Below are 26,677 nucleotides of genomic sequence, written 5' to 3' on the forward strand. Positions count from 1 at the left end.
TGGATTCAGTGTAATGCGATGATACTACTGTGGCCAACCCCCTGGCAGTAAATGTGACACAGGCACAACACAATATGGATGCTCCGCTGGTAATGGCTGGTGCTGGACATACGCATCTGGTCGCCATGCGATGCTGGGCCGAACAGGGTCTCAAAGTGCCTGAGAACAGTGTGCTGATATCGCCAGGAACGCATGCCTGGTATTCGGGCATGATGCCGGGTCTGCTGGCGGGACGGTTCCATGTTGAACAGTGTGCCGTTGACCTGAGACCGCTCGCTGACGCGGTGGGTCTGCACCTGGTATATGGTGAAGTCAGTGCCATGAACGCTGACAATCAAAAACTGGTGCTGAGTAATAATCAGTCCATTACCTACCAGGTTCTGTCTATCAACACCGGTTCAGAGCCGCCGGTCCCCAAAAACGACAGTAGTGTTCCCATCGAGCCGGCAAAACCTTTTGCCAATTTTTTTCAACGCTGGCAGCTTTGGCGTCAGCAACCACCCGGCGAAATTGTTGTGCTGGGAGGTGGCCCCGCCGCTTTTGAGCTGGTGCTGGCACTGCAATGGAAATTGCCCACCACCGGATTCAGATTGATTTGCGCTGAAGAGCTATTGCCGGGGCAGCCAGTAGAGCTGCAACGGGCAGCTGCTGCTCTGTTGCGGGAACGCGAGATTGAGTGCCTGCCTGACACGTTTATTTCCAACATCCGCGACGGGCAGTTATGGTCCGGAGGCAAGATCGTTGCGCACCCGGATGCTGTCGTGCTGGCGACGGGAGCCGCGCCACTGCCCTGGTATGCCTGTTCGGGACTGGCGACTGATAAAAGGGGCTTTCTGCGAGTTGATGCCTGTCTGCAAAGTGTGAATCACCCGCAGGTGTTCATCAGCGGCGACGCCTGTTCGCACAAAGGCAGCCAGCGCTCTGGGGTATATGCTGTCCGGCAGGGCCCTACGCTGGCGCATAATGTCATGGCATTTCTGAATGACCGCCCATTGCGAAAATATCAGCCTCAGCCCAGAACACTGGCGCTGCTGGCAACAGCAGATGGTGGTGCGCTGTTGAGCTACGGAAAATACAGTATCAGCAATACTGCGCTGCGGCCCTTACTTGGCTTCTGGAAGGATCGCCTGGACCTGGGGTTTATCCTCCGTCACGAGCGAAAATGAACCTAGCGGGTAGGCAGTGCCATTGATCAGCAACTCCAGTCGATGTTCGCCTGCGTAGTGCTTGCGAGTGGTCATGGGTTTTAGTGATATGCGCTTGCCAACGGTCACACTCTGTTTGCCATCAAGTTCCATACGGGTCAGTTTAAACACTTTGCCGCGACTGCTGCCATTGGCTTTAAGGTAATGCACCACGAAATCGATCAGCAAGGACTGCGAAGCCGGGACCTTGCTGTTGATGGTGACACTAAACGCAAGGCTATCGCCTTCTGTGACGACGTCCGGCGTAATGTTTATATCACTGAGCGACACCTGAGGCTTACTCCCAAACCCGATCAGCCGCAACGCCCGCGGTTCACCGTTTTTGATGGCAACGCGCAGCGCATGACTGATAATCCATTCGCGATCCGGGCTGGCGTTCTTGAGCCAGCGTTCAGCAGTTTCAAACAAGTGGTCAGGGTTGTCTTTGCCAATGTCATTGAGATTATTTGCCACCGATCTGCGCACGTACAGGGACGGGTCATCTTTGAGAAGCTCAAGCACTGACAGCACTGGTTCTGGGTTTTTCTGAAATGCAGGCAGCCGTGAAGCCCAGGGCAGGCGTGGACGTGTTCCTTCCGAGACCAGCCGCCTGACATGTTCGCTGCTGTCTTCAGTCCAGCCTCGCAATACTTTCAAAGTCCGTTCAGGGAACTGTTGCAGAAATGGCCGGATACTGAATTCGGCGGTAAAGCGCTGTGTCAGTTCATACTGTGCGCGCATCGAAGCGTCGAAATGATTTAATCCATAACGTGCGACAAAAAATGTATGCGGCATGAAGATGAAGGGTGCCAGAGTGTTGCCTTCACGATCTGCTGTCGCGGATGTTTCTGCTACTGGTGGTCGCGCCGGCGGCAGTGAGGCCAGCAGTATGTCAATAGCGGTCTCGTAGTCTTCCGGCAAGGCATGTTTAAGTCCATCAGCCATATGCCAGCCGCGTGGCATTAATTCCAGCCCGTCATACTCAGGCAGTACGTAATCAAGAAAACGCTGCCGATCAAAGATCGGGGACGCATTGCTGATCATGTTCGCGATACGATGCGGAATCTCCTGCCCATAAAGGTTTTTGAGTGGCTCGGCCATCAGGGTCTCACTACCATACGTTCACTTTCCAGGAAGCTCCAGATAAACCCAATGGCGACACCCATGGTGAAATCGTCTTCAAACAGGGGGCTTTGACGGTTGGCTGCGCCATGGTGGAAGCTGGTCTGTATGCCGCCAAAAACCCTTGCCTTGTCAGACAGATGCCAGGTGCCAGAGAAGTTCAGTCCGGTACCAAAGTAGCCGGACTCAGCCAGGTAGGCGGGTCTGAAAGCGGTGGCGTCAACAGCAGCCACATCGTAGAAATATTGGTGCAGTTCGCGCGTCGCCCAGATAGGCCGCAGAGAAACTGTGGCTTCCAGTTGCGGGCTGAACAATCCGTAGTGGCGATAGCGCAGCATTGGTTCGAACACATAGCCACGATGATCGATACGACCAAAATCGGTGGAAAAAGCTGCACGTGCCTGCAGTGCCAGCTGTAACTCACTGCGACTGGTGTCGCTGTAAGTGTAATTGCCAAGTTTAAAGACCAGTTGCGGGCCCACTTCAAAAATGAAGTCCAGGTCGTCCATGCCCCGACGCAGTTCATTGCCCTCGCTGTCGGCGTCAAACGCCGCAGCGAAAGACATGGACAGTTCGTAGCGGCTGTTCTCTGCGGCTACTGCACGAGCCGACTGGCCATCTCCGATGCGCAGCACTTCGCCGCGGTAAACAAGGTAGGGCAGTGCCAGGCTGCGAGTCTGATGTTCTGACGATGACGGGTAGTGGGGCTGCATCAGGGCGCCGGCGCCGACGCCGAGCTCCCATAATGGTTTCTCGAGCTCGGCAACGATTTCCTCGTCAGCATCCTGGGCACTGGCCAACGAGCAATGTGTCAGGCTTGTATAAAATGCCAGAGCCCGGAGCGACCAGGGCGACCGTATAATTGCGGAATATTTCATGAAGTCAGGGCTGTCCGTGTAGTTCATTTAGAGTGCGGAGCAGGCGCTGGCCAGCTTCGGCAATCCGTTGCAAAGCCATGGTGCGCATACCGTCACGATAGCTGTCACTGGTTTCAATGCTGTCCAGCTGATTGCCAGTGCGTTCGCTGCGCTGTATGGCACTGATGACGGCATCAGGATAAACGGCGGCATGCAGCAGTTCGCGACTCTCCAGCAACCAGGTGCCCGGCGTGAAGGCAAACTCATGCTCTCTCAGGCTGCGCTGAATGTCACGCAGTTCACTCAGATTGCGCTGCAGGCTGACACCACGTAAGGCGCCGTCCCACATTGCGTGCAGATTTGTAGTGTCGACGGCGATGCCATTGCCGCCGCGGTCGCCGTCCGGAAAGACTCCCGGGGAATAGAGCGCGCCTGCGTGTAATGGTTGATGGATGTCGCCGCCCAGATGCAGCAACCAGCAAAGCGCGATGGCGCGCTCTTCCGGGTCGCTGTTGGTCACCAGTACGCGCCTCGCGTAAACCAGTCCCGTCAGCACATTATCTGCCTGGTATTCCCGAGTGATCTGTTGGTCTTGTGGTCCCTGGATATCAGGCAATGGCTCCATATCAATGTAGATATTGCCCTGCATCTCCACATCATCCCTGACCCAGGCGCCATCTATCCAGTGACGGTCAGGGAAATGGAAACGCTCATCCAGGCCTCGGAAGCCGCGCGCTATATCGGGCCAGACAGCAGCCTGTCCGAACTGCCAGCGCGCCTGGGCGATTGCACCCTGAGCTGCTATTTCTGCCGGCATGGCGGTCACAAAGTCCTGCTGATACCTGGGATGGCCCTGTAGCGTGCTAACCCAGAATCTGCGTTGTGCCTCGTTCATTTGATCGTAGGCGAGGTAGGCCGACAGGCGATGCCCCAGAGCGTCCCAGGCCAGCACGGGAGATGCTGACAGTATCGATAAAGCTGCGATCAGCAACATGCGCAAGATCAGAGGGCGGGTTATGGTCATAGGGTTGGGCCTGTTTCGAATTCAAGACCCTAGTATAGCAGGCAAAAAAAAGCCCACGTGGTACGGGGATACACACGTGGGCGAGATCACCCATCAATGGAAAAGGGGAGAGTCAGTTCCATTTACCGCATCAGCAGGGGAGTGCCGATGCTTGATCTGTTAAATGCATGTGGCGTGCCAGTTTTTTATACGGTGCGCTATAGTGTTGATATATCTGAAAATAAAAGTTTATATGGCTATGGCGGTCAGGCATGATGCTTTTAACTGCACGATGACGAGCGCATTAGCCGTGCATGCCCTGAGTCGTTTTGGTTCTGAATTCGTGTATTTGCACCAAAAACGGGCGATTCTCTGCTGAGTTTTAATGTCGCCCCGCGATCCGCTACTATCACAGGACACAACGCTATTTCGGTTTCTAAATAAAGGTTCTGGATGATCAGAGTTAACGAGCAGGAGGTCGAGCTGACCGCGGTGCGGGCTCAAGGGGCGGGCGGGCAAAACGTCAACAAGGTGTCGTCGGCCATTCATTTACGCTTTGACATCCCTGCGTCAAGTCTGCCGGCACATATCAAGTCGGCGCTGCTTGACTTGAAGGACCGGCGAATCAGCCGCGAGGGCGTATTGATCATCAAAGCCCAGCGTTTTCGCACGCAGGAAAAAAACCGCGAGGATGCGTTGGTGCGCCTGCAGTCCCTGATAGACAAGGCAGCCCAGCCGGCAGCGCCCAGGGTTCCTACTCGAATACCCAAAGGCCAGAAGCGCAAACGTCTGGATACTAAACGACGTGTGGCTGCAGTAAAATCCCTTCGCAACAAACCACCCGTTGACTGACAGCACCCTACCGGTGCAGGAGAGCCCATGCTGACACCCTTTCATCTGGCAATACAGGTGCGAGACCTTGACGAGGCACGTGAATTTTATGGCAATCGTCTCGGTCTGCCGCAGGGCCGCAGCTCTGACCAATGGATTGATTACAACCTGTTTGGTCATCAGCTTGTTGTGCACCTGAATCCCCGAATTGGCCGCGATGGTCAGGTAAACCAGATGAACAATCATGTGGACGGGCATGGTGTGCCAGTGCCGCATTTCGGCGTGGTCCTGACCCTGCCTGACTGGGAGGCGCTGGCAGCCAAACTGCGCGCGCTGGACACGCAGTTCATTATTGAACCCTATGTCCGATTCAAAGGGCAGCCGGGTGAGCAGGCTACGCTGTTTTTCATGGATCCATCCGGCAATGCGCTTGAATTCAAGGCATTTGCAGATATCGAAACACAGCTGTTTGCCGTGTAAATGTGCAGGAATTCAGGAATATTTGTGACATCGTTATTGGTGGTATTGATTATGCCCTGAGCATCGGCCTTAATGTGCGGTCGAATATTGACGGAGCAGGGCATTGATCAGACCGGGTGTAACGGCAAAACTGTTTTTGGGACTGTTTGCCACCAGTGTAGTGGTGGCGCTGGCCATGGCTATTGCCATGCAGGCAAGTTTTGCGCGTGGCTTTATCGGCTATCTGAGTCAGCAGGAGCAGCAACGCGTAGAACGATTGATCCCCGTTCTGGCCCAGGCCTATGAAGAAAACGGCGGCTGGGATTTTCTGCGCGGAAGACAGCGCGGCGCCTGGTACAGTTTGATGCGTGCAATGGATCTGGGCCCCAGCGGTGTGGATGAGTCCGATGGCCCGGCTGACGAAACGCTGCTGGGTCTCAATATTCGTATCAGCCTGCTCGACGCTGAGCTTGATTACCTGGCAGGCGCCCGCCTGGATACGGTTGACATAGAAAACCTTCGCGCAGTCACTGTTAATGGAGAATTAGTGGGGCATGTGGCGCTGTTGCCGTTTACACAGGTCAGCTCTGCCGCTGCCAAGGCCTTTGAGGCGCAGCAGCGTCAGGCTACCTGGGTGATCAGTGGGCTTTCGCTGCTGCTGGCTGCCGTAGTTGCCACCGTGCTGGCGCGGCTGTTGATGCAGCCAGTAAGGCTGATCGCCAGTGGCACGCGACGTCTGGCAGTGGGAGATTACGAACACCGCATCCAATTGAATTCCCGCGATGAGCTCGGACGGCTGGCTGACGATTTCAACCTGCTGGCTCTGTCACTGAAAAAGAATGAAAAGCTGCGCAAGAACTTTATGGCGGATGTTTCTCACGAGCTACGCACTCCCCTGTCGATTCTGAAAGGCGAGCTGGAAGCGCTTGAGGATGGTGTTCGCAAGTTGGACGGTCAGAGCATTCGATCGCTGCAGACAGAAGTGCTGGCGCTGAGTCAGCTGGTGGACGATCTCTACGACCTCTCCCTGGCTGACCTGGGCGCACTGAGTTATCGCAAGGAGCCACAGGACCTGCGCGACGTGCTTTCTGATGCCCTGCTGCAGTATCGGCCCCGTCTTGCAGCGCAGAAGATTGATGTCCAATACGACATGGCAGAAGAGCCGCTGATGATTCTGGCTGATGGTGGCCGTTTGAGACAGCTGTTCAATAACCTGTTGGAGAATGTGCTCAAATACACGGATGCGGGCGGGGTACTCAGGCTAGAGGCAACTCAACAGGACGACGAGCTTGTTATTGTCATCCAGGACTCCCCCCCAGGTGTACCGGCGCCACTTTTAAATTCACTGTTTGACCGTCTGTTCCGCGTGGAGACGTCGCGCAACCGTGCCCGCGGCGGGGCAGGTCTGGGGCTGGCGATCTGCAAAAAAATCGTCGAGGGACATGACGGGACAATACAGGCAAGTCACTCCGAGCTGGGTGGTTTGTGTCTGACCATTCGCTTCCCGGTCAATCGAAGCTGAACCACAACTGTCTATGACTGAGCCAGGTTATGACTGAGCAAACTAACGCATCTGATAATGCCTCTTCTATGGCGTCGACCGCAGAGTCTCCATTGATACTGATCGTTGAAGACGAGCCCAGGCTCAGCAGTCTGATGAAGGACTATCTGGAAGCCTCGGGCTACATGACCCGCATCGTCGATCATGGCAATGAGGTGTTGACGGTCGTACGACAACAGCCACCTGCGCTGATCGTACTCGATTTGATGCTGCCCGGACGTGATGGCCTGGATGTCTGTCGGGAGTTGCGAACTTTCAGCGATGTTCCGGTCATCATGGTGACGGCGCGCGTTGAGGAAATCGACAGGCTGCTGGGGCTGGAACTGGGTGCAGATGACTATTTGTGCAAACCCTTCAGTCCGCGTGAACTGGTGTCACGCGTCAAGGCCATCCTGCGTCGAGTAGGTCGCCAGGAACCGGCGAACAGTAGCCAGGAAGGCCTGATTATCGATGAGGAGGCCTATACGGTGTCGCTGAACGGCAAGTCGCTGGCAGTGACGCCCGTTGAGATGAGGCTGCTCAAAACCATGGTCGCTGCGCCCGGTCGGGTGTTTTCCCGCGACCAGTTACTTGATCATGCCTATGTGGATCATCGCGTAGTGACCGACCGTGCCGTTGACAGTCATATCCGCAATCTGCGCCGGAAGCTGGAGCAGGCCTACCCCGACAAGGATCTGATTCATTCGGTATATGGCGTCGGCTACAAATACGAACCCTGAAATAAAATCAGGCCCACGGAAAGCATTCCCGTGGGCCTGATTTTGTAACTTTGCCTTGTATCAGGCTTAGTCTCAGAATACTTCGAACAGGCCTGCCGCGCCCATGCCGCCACCAATACACATGGTGCAGACAACATACTTGGCGCCGCGGCGCTTGCCTTCGATCAGTGCGTGACCAACCATACGGGCACCGCTCATGCCGTAAGGGTGACCAATTGAAATCGCACCACCGTTAACGTTGAGCAGTTCGTTGGGGATGCCCAGTTTGTCACGGCAGTACAGCACCTGCACGGCAAACGCTTCGTTCAGCTCCCAAAGGCCGATATCGTCCATTTTCAGGTTGAAACGCTGCAGCAGTTTCGGAATCGCGAACACCGGACCGATGCCCATCTCATCCGGATCACAGCCAGCCACGGCCATGCCACGATAGGCGCCCAGAGGCGTCAGGCCGCGCTTCTCGGCTTCTCTGGCTTCCATGACAACGCTGGCAGACGAGCCATCTGACAACTGGCTGGCATTACCTGCGGTGATGAAGCCGCCTTCGATAACAGGTTTGAGCCCAGCAAGGCCCTCTATATTTGTTTCCGGCCGGTTGCCTTCGTCTTTCTCCAGCTTTACGTTTTTGTAGCTGATTTCACCGGTTTCCTTGTTCATTACACCCATGACTGATTCCATGGGAACAATTTCATCGTCAAACTTGCCGGCTGCCTGGGCAGCTGCTGTGCGCTGCTGGCTCTGCAGGCTGTACTCATCCTGTGCCTCACGGCTGATGCCATAGCGCTTGGCCACGACTTCGGCAGTTTGCAGCATTGGCATGTAGGCGTGCTGGGAAATCGCCAGTACGTTCTCATCAACGGTGCGGAATTTGTTGCGATGGTCGTTCTGCACCAGGCTGATGGACTCCATGCCTGCGCCCACAACGATGTCCATGTTGTCGCTGATAACCTGCTTGGCGGCGGTACAGATGGCCATCATGCCTGAGGCACACTGGCGGTCCATACTCATACCTGCAACGGTGTTGGGAAGGCCGGCGGCAACCGAGGCCAGTCGGCCGATGTTATAGCCAGTCGTGCCCTGCTGAACAGCACAACCCATTACCACGTCATCGACTTCATCCGGCGCAATGCCGGCGCGCTGCACGGCGTGCTTGATGGCATGGCCACCCAGGGTGGGGCCTTCAGTGTTGTTGAATGCTCCCCGATAGGCCTTGCCAATTGGGGTTCTGGCGGTTGCTACGATTACGGCTTCTCTCATGACTGGTCCTTCTCTCGTCCATTTTTTTGGATGGGTACTCATACTGAGCGTTTGTTCGGGAAAACAAGTGTAACGGAAACCTTGAGTGAATTCATTATTCCGTGAATGACAAATACCCGGTCCGCTGGAGGTGGACTTCAACAGGTCGTACTGCCTGTCGTTCAGCGGTTCTTGGGGAGCGCCGAACGGCGTTGTCCAGTGATTGTGCGGTGACTGGGGCTGTGATAGCGTCTAAAGCGTTGATCTTATGTATTGCCGGTGCCGAGGCTGCCGTCCGGATTGCGTTTGTCCTTATTGTTTAATGAGTGTCAGGTGTTCACCGGAGGTGCACATGAGTTCCTTTCGTCGTCGTGTCTGTTTCACGTCTCTTTTCTCAGCTTCTTTGCTGGTTGGTGGATTGTCTTTAGCTGCCACACCTGCACTGTATGCCCAATCGGCCACTCTCGAGACTGCCGGGCAGGTTGGCCATCGGGTAGGCGATTTTGCCCTGCTCGATCACGATGGTTATTTCCATCACATGAGCTGGTATGACAACCGGACTGCCATTGTTTTCCTCGTTCAAACCAATGAAGCGGCACAACTCGACGCGCTGCAGTCTGAATATGCGGCCCTGGCTGCACAGCGGGAGAACTTCCAGTTTTTCATGATCAACCCGCTGGGACAAAACCGACAGTCTGTTTCACAGGCTGTTGCTGGTTCTGATATCCCGGTGTTGATCGACGATGCCCAGATCGTATCGGAATCCATGGGGCTGAATATCGTCGGTGAGGCCCTGGTCTACGACCCGCGCAGCTTCCGTATCGTGTTCCGCGGACCGGTCAGTGCGCTGGGTGAGGCACTGGATGATCTGGCTGCGCAGCGTCCGGTCAGCCGCGCTCAGGTAGCCATGTCAGGAGAGGCCATTGAATACGCAGCGCGCGCCCAAAACATGGCGGAGCCCGTATCATATACACGTGATGTGGCGCCGATTCTCGCCGAGAATTGCGCTGCCTGCCACCGCGAGAGTGGCATCGCACCGTTTGCGCTGAACAATCACAGCATGGCACAGGGCTGGTCACCGATGATCAGGGAAGTGCTGATGACCAAGCGCATGCCACCAGGCCAGATCGATCCGCACGTTGGTGACTTCGTCAACAGCTACACGCTCAGCCCGGAAGACCAGCAGACGCTGGTGCACTGGATAGAGCAGGGTTCCACCTTTGATGGCCCCAGCGACCCACTCGCTGAGTTGACCTGGCCAGAGACCGAATGGGCCTTCGGTGAACCTGACCTGATTGTGAACGTGCCGCCTCAGACCATACCCGCCACAGGTGTGCTGGATTACATCAACGTTGTTGTCCCATTTGACGGACTGACGGAAGATCGCTGGGTACGCGCAAGCCAGTACATTGCCGGCGACCGCACCGTGCTGCACCACACACTGAACAGTATTCTGCCACCTGAGGCCGGTGATCGAGCACGTTTCCTGGGAGGCGGCAGCCCGGATGATCCCAGCATTACCGCTTACATCCCTGGCGCCGCACCCTATCACGAACCAGAAAATACCGGAGGTCTGCTACGCGCTGGCTCCCGTCTGGCACTGCAACTACACTACACAACCAATGGCCGCGAGACTGTTGACGAGAGCCGGATAGGTATCTGGTTCTATCCGGAAGGGTATGTGCCGGAGAAGCGCATGTCGGGCCAGTGCGCCTGTATCTTCCCCAATGACTGGACGTCGATTCCGCCCTTCGATCCTGACTTCGAGCAGACCAAATCGGTAACGGTGCCACGTGATGCCTATCTGCATGCATTCCTGCCGCACATGCATTTCCGCGGCAAGCGCATGCGCTTTGAGGCGCATTATCCGGATGGCACCATCGAAGAGCTGATCAATATCGCCAACTACAACTACAACTGGCAGTTGCGATATCAATTGCGTGAACCAAAGCTGGTGCCGGCGGGCACGGTTATCACGGCGATCGGTGCATTCGATAACTCGGAGCAGAACAAGGCAAACCCGGATCCGTCACGTCTGGTGCCGTGGGGGCAGCAGAGCTGGGATGAGATGTTCTTCGGCTCGGTCAGCTGGCAGTTCGTCGAGCCCGCTTCAGCCTCTGGGGCAGACTGATCCCCGGCTCAAGCGCGTCCGGCGCCGGAACCTGGGTGGCAGTCCTCGTCAGGTTTTCCTCGCTCCTTGCCACCCAGTCCCCGGCACCTCGATTGAGCTTTGGTGTGGCGGGTAACAGATTACGCCCGGATCGGGAATCGGTCCGAGAGGTGGGTATTAAATCTCGCCCGGATCGGGAATCGGTTCGGGTAGTGGGTGACAGGTCATGCCCGGATCGCATCCTTCCCCCGCGCACCCGGCGGGGCGGAACTCGACTTCGCGGCTTTGCCGCTCAGGACTCAGACAGTCCTCCCGCTGATCGGGTGCGCGGGGAAAGGATAAAGCGCGCCCTGATTGGGCAGGACTCTGTCACCCACAACACGCCCCTAGTGCCATCGTCTACAGCGGTTTCCCGGTTGGCAAGGCGCATCAAGCAACAGTGCGCAAATCAGCATCATGGGCGTGATTTGCTGTATCGCTGTGGTAGCCTCCTCAGTTGCGATGACGTCTGAAGTGCAGGGGAACAGTTAACGTCGAAAGGCGGCGCCACGCCTACCCTGGGCACCTGGGATAAGCTGACGTAACACGGTTGTTCAAGAATGTTCTCTACCATGCGCGATTGTGACTGCTCGGCAGAAGTAGGCACAAGGGTAGGGCGGCGGGTAGCAGAATTACGCCCAATCAGGGCGCGTTTATCCTTTTGCGTGGCGCCCGATCAGCGGGTAGGACTGTTCGAGTCCCGAGCCCGCGCAGCGCGCGAGGTCGAGACCCGCACCGCCGGGCGCCAGGTGAAAGGATGCGATCCGGGCGTAATCTGTTACCCGTCGTCCGGACCGCTCCCGATCTCTGCAGACGTTTAAACGCTCTTCCAGGGGAAAGGTTTCAGGGGACGTAGATCTCGCGGTGGTACCAGGGGGTGGAGGTCACGCCCTGTAGCACTTCGGTGCCATCGAAGATCCGGGAGAACAGCGGGCCTCTCGCAGTAAATTCAAAGCCTTGCAGTCGGCTATCGGTTTCTCCTGGCACGCCTAGCGCGTCGGATGCCTGCTCTATCCTGTAGGTGCGCGTGTAGCCGGTGTTTTTCGCAGATCGAATGACGAGCGTTGGCTCGCGAAGCACTGGCACCGCTGGCTGATACTGCAGATGCAGCCGGATGCTGTCGCCGCTCTCTGCCGTCATTTGCCAGGTTTCTTCGACCTCACCCATCTGCTCACCATTTCCCGACACCAATCGTTGAGCGCTCGCCTCCTGTGCCGTTTGATAGACCTCGTAGGCGCCGGCACCTTCTGGCGAAATGCCGTTGATGATCAGAATGCTGGTTTGACCGTCAGAGTGGTTGCGTCCCTGCACCGACATCACCATGTAACGGCTGGTGCCCGAGCCGATTGCGTCACCATCTGCATCCAGCACGATGTGGCGATCCATGAAGGTAACCGTCAGGTTGACCCGGTCTGGGTTTTCTGCGACAACCGGCACCACCCAGCCGTCTGCCAGTAAGGGTTTAACTGCCTCGGCATTGACCTGAAAGCTCAGTGAGGTACGTGTCTCTGCGCTCCACTCCTGGAAAGTATCAGCCGTATCGGGCTGCGCTGCGTTGCTGCTGAGTGACAGCAACGCCAGCGCGACGAACAGAGTCATGTAGCCGATTCGTGTTTTCTGGGTAGAGTATTTACAGAGCATACTCAGTGCCTGCACCTGGTCCCAGTGGCAGCCCCAGCCAGATCCAGATCACGGCCAAGATCAGACCGGTGATCATCATCCAGATACTGTAGGGGATCATGGTCGCTGCCAGCGAACCGAGGCCAAACTCCTTGTTCCAGCGTTGACAGAAAGCCAGAATCAGTGGGAAGTAGGGCATCAGCGGTGTGATGATATTGGTGGCGCCATCACCCACGCGGTAAGCAGCTGTGGCCATCTCTGGGCTGATGCCCAGCAGCATTAGCATGGGTACCAGAACCGGTGCCAGCAAAGCCCATTTGGAGCTTGCGGAGCCAATGAACAGGTTGATCATGCCGGTCAACAGGACAATGAAGCTGACCAGCAACGGCATTGGCATGTTTACTGACTGGATGAGACCAGCGCCATTGATGGCAAAAATCAAACCCAGATTCGACCAGTTGAACATGGCAACGAAGTGCGCTGCTGCGAATGCCAGTACCAGATAGTAGGACAGGTCAGCCATGGCCTCGGACATCATGGTGACAACATCACGATGGCTTTTGACCGTACCGGTGGCACTGCCGTAGGCCCAGCCGCAGGCGAGGAAAAGTATGAAAAAGCCGGCAACCAGTGACTGATAAAATGGCTGCAGGCGCGCGGGGCCGCCGTCTTCGTTGATCAATGGGGTGCCCGGGGCGAAGCACAGCAGCAGCCAGACTCCGATCACGGCGAGTGCAGACAGGCCGGCGCGACGCATGCCACGGCTCTCGGCTTCTGTAGCAGGCTCCTCGGCATTCTTGATGGTGCCGGCGGTGCTGCTGACCGCGTTGCCCTTGAGTGTTCCCAGCCGGGGCTCGATGATTTTGTCGGTGATATACCAGATGACAGGCAGATAAATCAGCGTCATCGCAGCGATGAAATACCAGTTGCCGGCGATGTTCATTACCCAGCTCTGATCCAGCGTCTGCACAGCAGCTTCGGTAATACCAAACAGTAGTGCGTCCAGCTGCCCGGGCATCAGGTTGGCTGAGAAACCACCCGACACGCCAGCAAAACCGGCGGCAATGCCTGCGATCGGGTGTCTGCCCGCAGCGGCGAACACCACGCCCGCCAAAGGAATCAAGACCACGTAAGCAGCGTCGGCTGCGAGGTTGCCGATCATTGCCAGCAGAGCCACGACAGGCGTCAACAGAGCCGCTGGAGCCATCTTGACCGCACTGCTCATGACCGTGCCAAACAGTCCGCTGCGCTCAGCAACACCTGCACCCAACATCACAACCAGGACGTATCCGAGCGGGTGAAAGTGCGTAAACGTTGTTGGCATTTCAACCAGCAACCGCTGGATGTTCTCGGGTGACAGCAGACTGGCAGCACTGATGATCAATGGGCTGCCGTCGGCCTGCACCTGCGTCGGGTGCACTGCAGAGACGCCCATCATGGCAGCAATCACGCTGATTACCATGATCGCCAGTATCAGCCACAGGAAGATGAATGCAGGGTCGGGCAGTCGGTTGCCGGTGTGTTCTATCCAACCCAGGATGCCGGGTTGCCGTGTCTGCTCGGGAGGTGTCTGATCGGACGGAGTTTGGGCCATGCTGAATTCCTGTGCCAGTAGGTCAGAGCCTGTGAGTTTATTGTTCTAGCAGTGTGTGCTTGTCATACGCCTGTATTGAGCTTGTTTCGCTGTCGCACGTATCTGGCAAGAATAGTGCAGCTTGGCACGTAAAAAAAGAGGACGACGGGAATTGGCTGCCCGTCGCCCTCTCGTTCTCCACCGGTTGCTTCCTGCTGGTAGAAAATTGCTGGCTCTGAACCGCATGTGGTTCGTTACTAGCAGTATAAACCACATATGGTTCATTTGCGTTACAGACTGGCGAATTACGTGCGCAGTCGCCGGGGCGAGGCGACCCAGCGGGCATTTGCCCGCAAACTGGGTGTGGCGCAGTCAACCATCATGCGCATCGAGAATGAAGACCAGAACGTCACACTTCAGACACTGGAACAGCTGTGTCGTGCGTTTCGGGTAGATGTTGCGGATCTGTTCCCAACTGACATGCCTGTCAGGCATTACAGTGCTGCCAAAAATGAGCCTGCCGGCCAGCCTGGGCAGCCAGCGATGATACACGAGCAACCGGCACGAACTCTGCGTTCAGATAAAGCTCAGAGTCGCCAGGGCGTTGGTGAGATTAAGAAGAAGAAATAATACGGAAATGCGACTGATGGCCTTGCCCGGGTCCGAGCCCTGATAGGCGCGGCGGATGCCAAACAGCAGCACAAACGACCACGCGACTACCCCTCCCAGCAACATCAAATAGACTTGCCAGTTACGATCTGCGACAGCAAAACTGCCGGTGACAAAAAAAATCACTGCCATAATCCAGTACAATGTCCAGTACTTTAAGGCCAGAGATACATGGCCACTTCGCAGGCGCTGCCAAAAAGAAGTTTGCGGTGCGTTGTGCTCGGTCATAGGATAGCCCGTCGGTCAGATGACGCATTCTAGCATGGTCGGCGAAGTACGCAGCCCCACATGGGTGAATGATCAGGAAAACAGGTTAAATCATGGTACAAGCACTCAGAAGTCACTTTTACGCCTACATCAGCAAATTGCGCTGGTTACAACGCTGGGGCATGAAGCGCAATGTCATCGCCGAGAACGTCATGGAGCACAGCTGGGAGGTTGCGACCATTGCGCATGTGCTGGCACTGGCCAAGAACCGGTTCTTTGGTGGCACGGTCGACGTCAACGCGGTGGTCGTTGCTGCGCTGTACCACGATTGCAGTGAAGTCATCACTGGTGACATGCCGTCGCCGATCAAATATCACTCGCCAGAAATCACCCGGGCCTATAAGGCTATCGAGCATCAGGCCGACCATGAGCTGCTGAACCTGTTGCCTGCCGATCTGCAGGCAGACTTCCGCAAGGTGCTGGTTGAGGCAGAAATACCGCCTGACTATCACGCCATCATCAAGTCAGCTGACACGATCTGTGCCTATCTCAAATGCAAAGCCGAGGTGCAGGCGGGTAACCCGGAGTTTCGACAGGCAGAAAAGGATGTCCGGGCGCGTCTTGACCGGATTGACGCGCCAGAAGTGAAGTATTTTCTGGATACCTTTGCTCCCAGCTACGGTTTGACCCTGGATGAATTGTTGAAATGAGTCATCGACTATCGAGCACGACATGATGTCTTACCTTGGGTTCATCCGGCGCAACTGGCCGCTGCTGGCTTTCGGATTTACAGCTGTATTCTGGGGTAACTTTGGCCAGTCGTTTTTCGTCGCCTGGTTTGGCGCGGAAATACAGCGCGACCTGGGACTTAGTGCGGGCGCGTATGGCAGTGCTTACTCACTGGCAACGCTGGGTGCGGCTATTGTTGTAGTGTGGGCTGGCGGTCTGATTGATCGTATGCCACTGCGCCGCTTCTGTCTGTTTATCAGCCTGGGGCTGTGCATTGCGATGCTGGGTCTGTCGCTGTCACAGAACCTGTTGATGCTGCTGCTCAGCTTTTTTCTGCTGCGCCTGTTTGGCCAGTCTTTGCTGCCGCATACCGGCATGACAACCATGTCGCGCTATTTCAGCGATGGGCGCGGCAAGGCCATCAGCCTGGCCATGTCGGCGGTTCCGCTTGGTGAAATCGTGCTTCCCATTTTGGCGGTGGCACTGATTGCCGCGCTTGGCTGGCAGGGCACTTTTCAACTGCTCGCACTCGGTGTTGCATTCGTTTTGATTCCGACAATGCTGCTACTGCTTAAGATTACCGGTCTGAGTGCAGGAGATACGCGACGCGTCTCAGGAGCAGCGGCACCGGTCAGCAGTGAGCTTGGCTCCCCTGAAGATGCAGGACGCCGTGAGCTACTGACCGACTATCGCTATTGGCTGGCGTTGCCTGGCATCATGGTCAATCCCTTCATAATCACAGGTGTTTTTATTCACCAGAACTTTCTGGTCGACAGCAAGGGATGGAGTGTCAGCTGGCTGGCCAGCTGCTTTATCGTCTATGGCGTTGTACACTGGCTGAGCTCGATGGTGATGGGTGTGCTGGTGGATCGGCTGAAAAGTGCGTGGTTGCTGCCGACCATTGTCGCGCCTACGCTTTGCAGCATACTGGTCGCGGCCTATATGCCGGGTGACATTGCAGCGCTGGTGATGCTGTCACTGCTGGGTATTTCAGCTGGCAGTGGATCGCCGATCACCGGGTGGTTGTGGCCAAAGGTATACGGCACAGCGCGACTTGGTGCGATCCGGTCCATGAATATGGCGCTGATGGTGTTCAGCACGTCGGTATCACCTATCCTTTACGGATATTTTATCGACAATGGTGCAACGGCGGAGTCACTGTTCGGGACCAGCGCCCTGGTGATCACTGTTGCACTGATACTGTTACTATTCTCGTATCCCATGAATACGTCACCGCGCCAGAGAATCAATCGGAACAAGACTTCAGACAAGGAAATTGACCTGTGATGAGTAATGATCCCGCCCGGTTGTTCGAAGAATTGGTAGGCCTTAACTACCAGCTCTACAGCAGCCTGTTTCTGAAATTACCACTCGACGCCATTGAACAGACGGGAACATTGTTGCCGTTGCTGTCAGAAGCCTGTGCAGACGGGCTGTCAGAAGGCCGGACCCCGGTTGAAATTATCGAGAAGTTCTTTGAACAGCATCGCGATCATTTCTCCGAGCGGGAACAGGTACAGTTTCTGTTCAAGATCATTCAGTACGTCGAGCGCCAGGTCGTATTGATTGATGCTCTGGAGGATGCGTCCTATACAAAGATTCACCAGATCGACAACAAAAACGCACTGACTCGTCTCGCTGAGCGGGCGGAAGATGAGGGTCGCGCGGACAGGCTTGCGGCGCTGCTGCGCAATTTTGGTGTGCGCGTGGTGCTGACGGCACACCCGACACAGTTCTATCCGGGACAGGTGCTGGCTATCATCTCCGATCTCAATCAGGCCATTTCGCAGGCACGCACCGGAGAGGTGCGAGATCTGCTGCAACAACTGGGTAATACACCTTTCTTCCAGAAAGAAAAACCCTCGCCGTACGACGAGGCTGTGCTGCTGACCTGGTATCTGGGCAATATTTTCTATTCAAGCATCGGTGAGCTCGTCGATCCGCTGGCACAGCGCTTTCCCGATGCCATCAATACCAACGCCGAGCTGATCAGTATTGGTTTCTGGCCGGGTGGCGACCGCGACGGCAACCCTTTTGTTACTACGGATACAACGTTGCGTGTGGCCGCGCGGCTGCGTCAGACCATCATGCAGTGCTATCACCAGGACCTGCGGGCAATGAAGCGTCGCCTGAGTTTCCGTGATGTATACGAGCCGCTGGATAAACTGGAAAAACAAATTCGTGAGGAGCTGGCGGGCAGTCTCGAACACGAAAACATTCTGTTGCGCGATATCTACAGAACACTGGATGAGGTTGAAGCCCGTGTCGTTGAAAAACACCAGGGCATGTACGTTGAGATGATCCAGTCTTTCCGTCGCAAGCTGACGCTGTTCGGCTTCCATTTTGCCAGCCTTGATATCCGCCAGGACAGCCGCGTTATTGCCCGCACGCTGACAGAGATTGCAGAGAAACAACCAGGGCTGTTGCCGGAAGATTTCGATGATCTGAGTGAAGACGCACAAGTGGCCGCGTTGTTTAATTGTCATGGTGATGTTGATCCCAGCCAGTTTGACGACCCGGTGATACGGGACACTATTGAGTCATTTGAGGTGATTCGTCATATCCAGCTCAGTAACGGTGAGCGCGGTGCTCATCGATATATCATCAGTAATTGCCGGGGGCCCGTCGATGTGGCGCGCGTACTGGCGCTGTTCCGTCTGTGTGGATGGGGCGATCAACCCATCACGGTAGATATCGTGCCCCTGTTTGAAACGGTCAATGATCTTCAGCATGGTGGCGCCTCCATGCAAAGTCTCTATCGGACTGAAGCCTATAAGGCACACCTGGGACAGCGGCGTCAGCGTCAGACGGTAATGCTTGGCTTCTCCGACGGTACCAAGGACGGTGGTTACCTGATGGCCAACTGGGCGATCTATTCGGCGAAAGAAGACATCACCGCGGTGTCGCGGGAGCAGGGCGTGGAAGTCATATTCTTCGACGGGCGCGGTGGTCCGCCCGCCAGAGGTGGTGGTGACGCCTATCTTTTCTACGCCGCGCATGGCCGGACCATAGAAAGCAATCAGATTCAGATGACTGTGCAGGGGCAGACCATCAGCTCCTATTATGGTATCAAGGCTGCAGCCAAACACAATCTGAGTCAGCTGCTGACTGCGGGTCTGGAGAATAACCTGATAGAGCGTCCGGACCGTGAACTGGATGATCTGCAACGCAATCTGATTCGCGATCTGGCCGAGCGCAGTTATGCCAAGTACGAAGCATTCAAGCAGCATGAGCTGTTCATGCCTTATCTCGAAGAGATGAGTACGCTGAAGTACTACGCCATGGCCAATATCGGCAGTCGACCCTCCAAACGGGGTGGTGGCGGTGCCATGAAATTCGAGGACCTGCGTGCCATTCCATTTGTTGGCTCGTGGAGCCAGCTCAAGCAGAACGTGCCTGGCTTCTATGGTCTTGGTTCGGCACTGAAGGCCCAGGAGGAATTGGGGCGTCTGGATGCCTGCCTGGACCTCTATCAGAAATCACGTTTTTTCCGCGCGCTGATATCCAACAGCATGCAAAGCATGAGCAAGACCAACTTCGCACTGACCCGTTATATGGAGAGCGACAAACGTTTTGGTGCGTTCTGGCAGGATATTTACCAGGAGTTTCTGCTGAGCCGCGAGATGGTGCTGAAAGTGGCAGGCCAGCAGGAGTTGCTGCAGGACAATGCGCGCAGCCGTTTAAGTATCAAGTTGCGAGAAGAAGTGGTCCTGCCGTTGCTGACCATTCAGCAGTACGCACTTATAAGGATTCGCGAAGCGCGTGAGCAGGACGACCAGCAGCGCCTGGCAATGTACGAAAAAATGGTTGTCAGAACCCTGTTCGGTAATATCAATGCGGCTCGTAATTCGGCCTGATTGATAGATAAATTGTGCTGGCTGGCCGTATTGAATCAGGCGCTCGCTTAAAACAGAATGAGCGCGCCCGGTTGGTGTATCCATGCCAACTGAGCGCGCGGATCTGACTGAAAGGGGGGGCTTATGGCTTACGTGGTATTGATTGCTGGTTTGGTGTTGCTGGTGCTGGGTGCGGAGGCGTTGGTGCGAGGTGCATCCCGATTGGCGGCAGGACTGGGTATCACTCCTCTGGTTATCGGTCTAACCGTGGTGGCTTTTGGGACCAGCGCTCCGGAAATGGCGGTCAGCATCGGCGCTGCGCTGAGCGGTCAGGCGGATATCGCGCTGGGCAATGTGGTTGGCAGCAATACTTTCAATATTCTCGCCATCCTCGGCCTTTCTGCTCTGGTGGCACCGCTTGTCGTGGCATCTAATCTGGTAAAACTGGATGTACCCTTGATGATACTGGCTGCGATTGTGCTGCTGCTGATGGCACTAGATGGTCGGGTGTCCGGGTTTGATGGCTTGATACTGTTCTCTGGTGTTGTTGTCTATACAGCCGGATTGATCTGGCTGAGCAAAAAAGCGCCGACTGATGTGGCCATGACAGAAATCACCGGTGGTGACGTCGTTACAGCCGGTAAGTCGGCGAACACGCTTGCCAATCTGGCGTGGATTGCGGGTGGTCTGATACTGCTGGTACTCGGTTCACGCTGGCTGGTCGACAGTGCCGTCCAGATTGCCCAGACATTCGGTGTCAGCGAGCTGGTTATTGGGCTGACGATTGTGGCAGCTGGCACCTCAATGCCGGAGCTCGCCACTTCGGTGGTCGCCAGTATTCGTGGTGAACGGGATATTGCGGTTGGTAACGTCGTCGGTAGTAACCTCTTTAATATTCTTGCCGTACTGGGCCTTTCCAGCATGATTTCGCCTGACGGCGTTGATGTCGCCTCGTCGGCCTTGCGGCTGGACATACCCGTCATGATTGCGGCATCGCTGCTCTGTCTGCCAATTTTCTTCTTTGCCAAGCGCATCTCGCGCGGCGTTGGTGCTATGTTCCTGTTGTCCTATGTGGCCTACACCGTGTACCTGATCACCAGCATGGCACCAACACCGTGAGTCAGGCAGATAAAGAAAAGTGGGACGCCAGATACCGAGACGGGGCTTACGCAACGCGCAACTATCCATCCCCATTCCTGGTGCAGGCTCTGAATCTGATCGGCACGCTCCCTGTCAACGGCAGGGCGCTGGATCTGGCCTGCGGGGCCGGCCGCAACGCCATGTATCTGGCATCCTGCGGCTATCAGGTGGATGCCGTGGATATCTCGGAAACAGCGCTGGCACTGGGTGCAGACATGGCGAGACAGGCAGGACTGTCCAGCATCCGGTGGCATGCGCATGATCTAGATGGGCCTCTGCCGGGCACGTTGAATGGATTCCACCTGATAAGTGTCCTGCGCTACCTGAATCTGTCGATCATTCCCTCTCTTGTTGAACGGTTGATACCTGGTGCATTCCTTATTGTGGAGGTCCACCTGCAGTCCGACGAAGCAGTATCGGGGCCAGGTGGCACGCGATTCCGGGCTGCGCCAGGTGAGCTGCGGGAAAGCGCCAGCAATCTGGAAGTGATCGAGTATTTTGAAGGGCTGGTAGATGAGCCTGATGGCAGTCGTGCCGCTGTTGCACGCCTGATCGGTCAAAGCAAAGCCGACTAAGGTTCGGATTGCCACAAAACTGTTTTAAAACTGACATCGAACTGTCGCTCGATTGTTACAGTCAGACCCTAAAGTGCCAGTTCCTACGACACTATCCAGGGTTTGACAACAATGAGAAATAACACATTAACACGCGCAATCTGCGCCGCGATCGGATCCATGATTGCCACGCCGCTGGCCTTTGCACAGCAAGCCCCGGCGGTTGAAGAAATGGTCGTGACAACACAGCTGCGTACATTTGCCAGCAGCAGCGTCACTGAAGAAATGCAGAATCAGGTATCAGCTGCTTCCAGCGTGCTGGGTGCCATAGATTATATCCCCGGCGTGCTGGTAAATGAGGGCGACGCCTTTGGCGGTGATGACTGGTCCACAACAGTCAGTATCCGCGGATTCCAGGTGAGTCTTGATGAGCAGCAGCTGGGTATGACCATCGACGGCATACCCAACGGTAACTCAAATTATGGTGGTGGCTCCAAAGCCAACCGATTCCTCGATACCGAAAACCTGTTCGCCGTCGACGTGGTTCAGGGCACTTCTGATATAGCCTCCTGGTCGCATGAAGCACTGGGTGGCAGCATGAATTTTCGCAGTGTGGATCCCACAGACCAGGCCGGGCTGACCGTTTCCACAACATTCTGTGATAACAATGCACGCAAGGTTTTTGCACGCTACAACACCGGTGAAATTGCTGACAATACATACGCCTGGATCAGCGTATCTACCTCTGATATCGATGCCTGGATAGATGCCTCAGGTGAGTCTAATCGCGATCATATCGCCGCAAAGCTGAAAGGTCACTACGAGTCCTTTGAGCTGACTGGCTATATCTCTTTTGACGATGCGCATGAGGACAACTACCAGCGTGTCACACCACAGGAGTTTGCCGAGGATCCGACCTGGGATCGATTGACCGGGGACTGGACTGGCATTCCACACATCGACCAACTGTACCGTCGCGGCTGGTCCACACTGCGTGAAAACCTGCTCGCCTACGCAAAAGTTGATTTCACTGTTTCAGAGATCGATTTCAGTACTTCCGTTTATCATCATGACAACAGTGGTCGTGGAGACTGGCTGCCACCATATATTGTTGATGTGAGAAATGACGGTGCGGGCAATCCGCATTCGGAGCTGACCACGGGTGCACCGGTGCTGGGTGGCAGCCCGCTGGGTACCATCACCTTTGTCGACGCGAACGGCCGGGCGCTTCAGCCCAGAGCCAACTGTCAGAGCTCACTGGTATTCCCTTACGGCGGTGCCGGGCCTGCGTATGATCCGGCCTGTTTCCCTGCTGGTGCCATTCCGGTTGGGTCCTATCGCCACACTGTGTATGACAAACAGCGAACCGGTTTTATCGCTGACTTCGCGTGGGAGCAGGATCTGAGTGGTTTCAGCAACGAGCTGCGCGGCGGCTTCTGGTATGAAGACAATACGCGCAACGAGTCACGCGACTGGCTGAAGATTCTGGATTCGCGTACCGGCTACAATTTTAATCACATGCCTTACTGGACACAGTACGATCGAAGCTTCCCGCAGGAAACCATGACATGGTATCTCGAAGATACTGTCATCATGGGTGATCTGACGGCCCGCCTGGGCGTTAAGCAGTATCTGGTGGACATCGAACGCGAAGATGAGCATCAGGGTGGTCTGAGAACGGCAACCGTGAACTCAGACTCGGATGTTCTGTTTAGTGGCGGACTGGTGTACGCCTTGCCCGTTGATGGCCTGGAGGTGTTTGGCGGTTACGCAGAAAGCTTCTCGTCCATCAAAGATGGTGTTCTGGAGGCCAATCAGACAGCGCTGGATTCGGTGGAGCCGGAAACGGCAGACAGTATGGACATCGGTCTGCGCTACAGCACCGGTATGCTGAATGCCAGTCTGACCTACTACGATATCGAGTTCGCTAACCGTATCACCTATATTCCGGAAGGATCGACCGATGGCATCGACTATCTGGGAGAGAGTGATGGCGCCTACGTGAACGTGGGTGGTATCGATTCATCAGGTATTGAAGCGGCTGTCCAGGCAATGGTTACCGACAGTCTGAGTCTTTACTTCTCCTATACGATGAACGATTCAACCTATATCGGTACACCTGACCCTGCGGCAAACACATTGCTGGGTGTGTTTCCTGGCAATACCGTGTTTGGATCGGCAGAAGACATGTTTGTGCTGTCTGCAGACTGGCGCCGCGACAGATACTTTGCAGGTGTGACATACAAAGATGTTGGGGAGCGCTGGTTGAATGCCGCAAATACCACGCGAATCGATGGTTATGGAGTGACTGATATGTATTTTGGTGTGGATCTGACAGAGGACCTGCTGGGTCTTAAATCCGCCAATCTGCGTGTCAATGTCAGCAACCTCACCGACGAGTCCTATATTGGTGGCGTGGCTGGCGGCTGGGGCGGCTGGATTGCTCCGCCACGAACAGCTACAGCGACTCTTACCGTCGATTTCTGATTGTCGCAGATAAAAAAAGCCTGACCCCTTTCAGGGTCAGGCATAACTCTGCCAAAAAGGTGTGGCAGCACTTACTACCTCCTTGCTGGACATCGGGCCGACAGTCGCCGGCCCGACACCTGCAGTTAGAAGCTCGCGTTCAATCGAGCATAGTAATAACCACCCTGCCAGCTCACTGCCGTGCCTGATGAGTACAGGCGACCACAGCAGTAGTCACCAATGCTGTCCTTCTCAGGGTAGTAATCAAACAGGTTACGCCCACCCAGCGTCAGGCGAAGGGTTTCGTTGATCTGGTACTGCCCTTCCAGGTCGAAAATCACTGCCGGGTCAAACTCCTGCACCTGCCCACCATTGAAGTTCTCATACGAGCCGTAGAGGTTGGCACGAGCTACCAGGGTCAATGGTCCCACCGTATGGCGGGCTGACATCATGCCGCGCCAGGACGGGTCGAAGTTTTCGAAGTCGAACTGGTTCTCCTCGTTCAGAAATGTACTGGGATCTGAAGCAAACTCGGAGGTATTAAAGTTTAGGGATGCACTAAACGTGGTATTAGCACCCGAGTCCCAGCTTACTGGCAGCGTCGCTACCAGATCCAGTCCCTGTGTCTTGGTATCAAAGGCGTTAGTAAAGTAGAAAACACCTCCAATGGTTTCAGCGCCGACTACACTGGCATTTGCCAGCGCTAGATAGTTGTCGTAAGCCGCACCTGCCGTCGGATTGGTGGATACGGGGCGTGTAGAGACTGAGTACACACGGTCGTCGACGTCGATGCGATAGAAGTCGGCAGTGAAGCTCAGTGCATCGAATTCTGCCGTCAGGCCGATGGCAAAGTTCGTCGATGTCTCGGGTCTAAGGGGGGTCGCACCGAGAGCCTGGGCAACAACTCCGCCTGCAGGGAAGAGGCCAGTTGCGACAGGGAAACCGTCCGGCAATCGGGTTGATACGTTGGTTGTGCCCTGTTGTCCAGGCGTCGGTGCCCGGAAGCCGGTGCCTACAGATGCCCGCACGCCAATGGCTTCAGTCAGGCTATAGCGTCCAGCCAGCTTGCCAACGACTTCACTACCGAAATCTGAGTAGTCTTCGTAGCGAACGGCTGCCTGCATAAACAGTGCATCCGTCAGGTCTGCACTGATGTCCGTGTAGAAGGCATAGGAATCACGCTCGTAGTTATCAGAGAATTCGGGAGAGTAACCCGGGAAACCATTCGAGCCCACGCCAACTACCCGATATACCGGGTCGCTGCTGCTGGCGCAATTGAGAGATGAGCCATTGGCAATAACGGCCAGGCCTGCGCTGGTTGCTGTGCCGTTATCGTTACAGAATCCCCAGGGATCCGGGACGGCGTATGGACCAGCCTCATAGGAGACTGGCTCACCCTCGACGATTTTGTAGGTTTCATCCAGATAACTTGCTCCAAACGCCAGCAGTGCCGGAGCATCCAGTCCGACGTCCACATCCAGGCTGAAATCCGCCTGAAACTGCGTCTCCTGATTGACCAGGTCGCCAGGCTTGAACGACGTTGGAGAGTCTGGGCCCAGAGAAGGGTTGATAGTGTTGTTGAGGGTATACTCAACTTTGCTTTCCGCAGTACGACCACTGAGGTCATACATCAGACCGTTGCTCAGCTCACCCCGCAAACCGCCAACGATTGAAAAATCAAACACGTCGCCGAAGAATCGTGGTGTGAAGCCGCCCGGAAATTTTTCCAGAGGCGTGTATATGGACCCATCCTGGCGCCGGAGCTCTTCGATCGTGCCATTGCCTGGATATCTGTAGAAGAAGGGGCCGTCCGTTTCACTGCTGGAATAGTTACCAAACCCGTACAGTGTCGCTGTCGTGCTGAGAGGCATTTCAGCATTAACAAAAAAGCGTTGAGCATCGCTATTGGGTTGCCCCCAGGGCTGCACAACCTCGCCCATATCTGCCACTGCGGCCATGTAGCCGGGATCTTCGGTGTATCGGGTATAGGATGCGGTTGGGTCATAGACGGGGTTCGACGGATCCAGACAGAACCAGGTCTCACAATATTGTTCGGCACGTATGGTTGCATCTGACTGAGATACTTCAGCAGAAAGGTTGATGAAGCCGCTATTCGCCAGCGGTAAACCAATGTTGCCCTGTACTGTAAACTGCGAACCGTCGCCCTCGTAATACTCGCCCGTGTCTACGCTAAAGCTGGCGCCTTCGGCGCTGTCCTTGAGGATGAAGTTAATAACGCCGGCAATCGCATCAGAGCCGTACTGTGCAGCCGCACCGTCCCGAAGCACCTCTACATTCTTCAGCGCAATAGTGGGTATGGTGGCGATATCGGGGCCCTGCGTGCCCGAGCCACCGATGGAAACGAGTGCAGCGCGGTGTCTGCGCTTGGAGTTGACCAGAACCAGTGTCTTGTCAGTTGGCATGCCGCGCAGCGAGGCGGGTCGTATAAAGGTGCCGCCATCACTAATTGGGTTTCGCGATACGTTATATGACGGAACCAGTGTTTTTAATACGTCGTTAGTGTCAGTAAACGAAACAGATTCGATGGTGTCGGCATCAAAGACGTCAATTGGAACGGGTGAGTCAGAAACAGTTCTGGGTCGGCCTCGAGAGCCGGTAACGACAACTTCTTCCAGTGTGGGCTCAGCCTCGGCAGGCTGTGCAGAGAGTTCTGCAGGGATAACTGCAAGGCCAGCGATAATGACAGCAATGGTTCGTGAAAGTGGGTTCTTTGACAGATTTGCCATGGTCACTCCTGATAGTTT

Annotated in this window: 20 protein-coding genes; 13 read left to right on the forward strand and 7 right to left on the reverse strand. The window is 55.6% G+C overall.

The window, feature by feature from the left end; genetic code table 11:
• The first annotated feature begins 53 nt into the window (after positions 1-53).
• Positions 54-1,166, forward strand: coding sequence for an FAD-dependent oxidoreductase (locus LVD14_RS07020; protein WP_237133312.1), 1,113 nt, complete (start codon positions 54-56; stop codon positions 1,164-1,166).
• On the opposite strand, the gene LVD14_RS07025 is transcribed toward LVD14_RS07020, so the two are convergent.
• Genes LVD14_RS07025 through LVD14_RS07035 form a run of 3 tightly spaced genes read right to left on the reverse strand, consistent with a single transcriptional unit; the run spans position 1,104 to position 4,187 of the window.
• Positions 1,104-2,285, reverse strand: coding sequence for a DNA alkylation repair protein (locus LVD14_RS07025; RefSeq protein WP_237133313.1), 1,182 nt, complete (start codon positions 2,283-2,285; stop codon positions 1,104-1,106). The two genes, LVD14_RS07020 and LVD14_RS07025, sit on opposite strands and share 63 nt — an antisense overlap.
• Positions 2,285-3,184 (reverse strand): MipA/OmpV family protein, encoded by a 900-nt coding sequence (locus tag LVD14_RS07030; RefSeq protein ID WP_237133314.1) that lies wholly within the window; start codon positions 3,182-3,184, stop codon positions 2,285-2,287. The genes LVD14_RS07025 and LVD14_RS07030 overlap by 1 nt, the downstream gene beginning before the upstream one ends.
• A gap of 4 nt (positions 3,185-3,188) precedes the next feature.
• Positions 3,189-4,187, reverse strand: coding sequence for a S1/P1 nuclease (locus tag LVD14_RS07035; protein ID WP_237133315.1), 999 nt, complete (start codon positions 4,185-4,187; stop codon positions 3,189-3,191).
• 432 nt (positions 4,188-4,619) lie between these two features.
• On the opposite strand from LVD14_RS07035, the gene arfB reads away from it, so the two are divergent.
• The 4 genes from arfB (at position 4,620) to LVD14_RS07055 (ending at position 7,736) form a co-directional block, all read left to right on the forward strand.
• Positions 4,620-5,018 (forward strand): alternative ribosome rescue aminoacyl-tRNA hydrolase ArfB, encoded by a 399-nt coding sequence (arfB, locus tag LVD14_RS07040; RefSeq protein WP_237133316.1) that lies wholly within the window; start codon positions 4,620-4,622, stop codon positions 5,016-5,018.
• Between the two features lie 27 nt (positions 5,019-5,045).
• Positions 5,046-5,477, forward strand: a complete 432-nt coding sequence (locus tag LVD14_RS07045; protein ID WP_237133317.1) for a VOC family protein — start codon at positions 5,046-5,048, stop codon at positions 5,475-5,477.
• 103 nt (positions 5,478-5,580) lie between these two features.
• On the forward strand, positions 5,581-6,978 hold the full coding sequence (locus tag LVD14_RS07050; RefSeq protein ID WP_237133318.1) for an ATP-binding protein: 1,398 nt from the start codon (positions 5,581-5,583) through the stop codon (positions 6,976-6,978).
• Positions 6,979-7,046: 68 nt separating this feature from the next.
• Positions 7,047-7,736 carry a response regulator gene (locus LVD14_RS07055; protein ID WP_237133441.1) on the forward strand — a complete coding sequence of 230 codons (690 nt, stop codon included), beginning with the start codon at positions 7,047-7,049 and terminating at the stop codon, positions 7,734-7,736.
• Between the two features lie 72 nt (positions 7,737-7,808).
• Here the strand turns inward: LVD14_RS07055 and LVD14_RS07060 are convergent, their stop codons facing one another.
• Positions 7,809-8,990: an acetyl-CoA C-acyltransferase gene (locus tag LVD14_RS07060; RefSeq protein ID WP_237133319.1), complete on the reverse strand. Its 1,182-nt coding sequence runs from the start codon at positions 8,988-8,990 to the stop codon at positions 7,809-7,811.
• Positions 8,991-9,321: 331 nt separating this feature from the next.
• On the opposite strand from LVD14_RS07060, the gene LVD14_RS07065 reads away from it, so the two are divergent.
• Entirely contained in the window at positions 9,322-11,100 is a 1,779-nt protein-coding gene (locus LVD14_RS07065) for a hypothetical protein (protein WP_237133320.1), read from the forward strand.
• 861 nt (positions 11,101-11,961) lie between these two features.
• Here LVD14_RS07065 and LVD14_RS07070 read toward each other — a convergent pair.
• Together LVD14_RS07070 and LVD14_RS07075 are read right to left on the reverse strand one after the other, a co-directional pair.
• A complete protein-coding gene (locus tag LVD14_RS07070) occupies positions 11,962-12,759 on the reverse strand; it encodes a hypothetical protein (protein ID WP_237133321.1) in 798 nt (265 codons plus the stop codon).
• Positions 12,749-14,332: an AbgT family transporter gene (locus LVD14_RS07075; RefSeq protein WP_237133322.1), complete on the reverse strand. Its 1,584-nt coding sequence runs from the start codon at positions 14,330-14,332 to the stop codon at positions 12,749-12,751. Before LVD14_RS07075 ends, LVD14_RS07070 begins: the two co-directional genes overlap by 11 nt.
• 255 nt (positions 14,333-14,587) lie before the next feature.
• On the opposite strand from LVD14_RS07075, the gene LVD14_RS07080 reads away from it, so the two are divergent.
• From LVD14_RS07080 to LVD14_RS07110, 7 genes are all read left to right on the forward strand, one after another.
• Entirely contained in the window at positions 14,588-14,941 is a 354-nt protein-coding gene (locus LVD14_RS07080; protein WP_237133323.1) for a helix-turn-helix domain-containing protein, read from the forward strand.
• A gap of 359 nt (positions 14,942-15,300) precedes the next feature.
• Entirely contained in the window at positions 15,301-15,897 is a 597-nt protein-coding gene (gene yfbR, locus LVD14_RS07085; protein WP_237133324.1) for a 5'-deoxynucleotidase, read from the forward strand.
• 22 nt (positions 15,898-15,919) lie between these two features.
• On the forward strand, positions 15,920-17,203 hold the full coding sequence (locus LVD14_RS07090) for an MFS transporter (protein WP_237133325.1): 1,284 nt from the start codon (positions 15,920-15,922) through the stop codon (positions 17,201-17,203).
• Positions 17,203-19,773: a phosphoenolpyruvate carboxylase gene (locus LVD14_RS07095; RefSeq protein ID WP_237133326.1), complete on the forward strand. Its 2,571-nt coding sequence runs from the start codon at positions 17,203-17,205 to the stop codon at positions 19,771-19,773. The genes LVD14_RS07090 and LVD14_RS07095 overlap by 1 nt, the downstream gene beginning before the upstream one ends.
• Positions 19,774-19,896: 123 nt before the next feature.
• Positions 19,897-20,871, forward strand: coding sequence for a calcium/sodium antiporter (locus tag LVD14_RS07100; protein ID WP_237133327.1), 975 nt, complete (start codon positions 19,897-19,899; stop codon positions 20,869-20,871).
• The gene (locus LVD14_RS07105) at positions 20,868-21,467 is read left to right on the forward strand and encodes a class I SAM-dependent methyltransferase (protein WP_237133328.1); all 600 of its coding nucleotides are present in this window, start codon (positions 20,868-20,870) and stop codon (positions 21,465-21,467) included. The genes LVD14_RS07100 and LVD14_RS07105 overlap by 4 nt, the downstream gene beginning before the upstream one ends.
• 111 nt (positions 21,468-21,578) lie before the next feature.
• On the forward strand, positions 21,579-23,933 hold the full coding sequence (locus LVD14_RS07110; RefSeq protein ID WP_237133329.1) for a TonB-dependent receptor: 2,355 nt from the start codon (positions 21,579-21,581) through the stop codon (positions 23,931-23,933).
• A 125-nt stretch (positions 23,934-24,058) separates the two neighbouring features.
• On the opposite strand, the gene LVD14_RS07115 is transcribed toward LVD14_RS07110, so the two are convergent.
• Positions 24,059-26,659 (reverse strand): TonB-dependent receptor plug domain-containing protein, encoded by a 2,601-nt coding sequence (locus LVD14_RS07115; RefSeq protein ID WP_237133330.1) that lies wholly within the window; start codon positions 26,657-26,659, stop codon positions 24,059-24,061.
• Between the last annotated feature and the right edge of the window lie 18 nt (positions 26,660-26,677).

The sequence above is a fragment of the Pseudohongiella sp. O18 genome (assembly GCF_021729085.1).
Lineage (GTDB): Bacteria > Pseudomonadota > Gammaproteobacteria > Pseudomonadales > Pseudohongiellaceae > Pseudohongiella.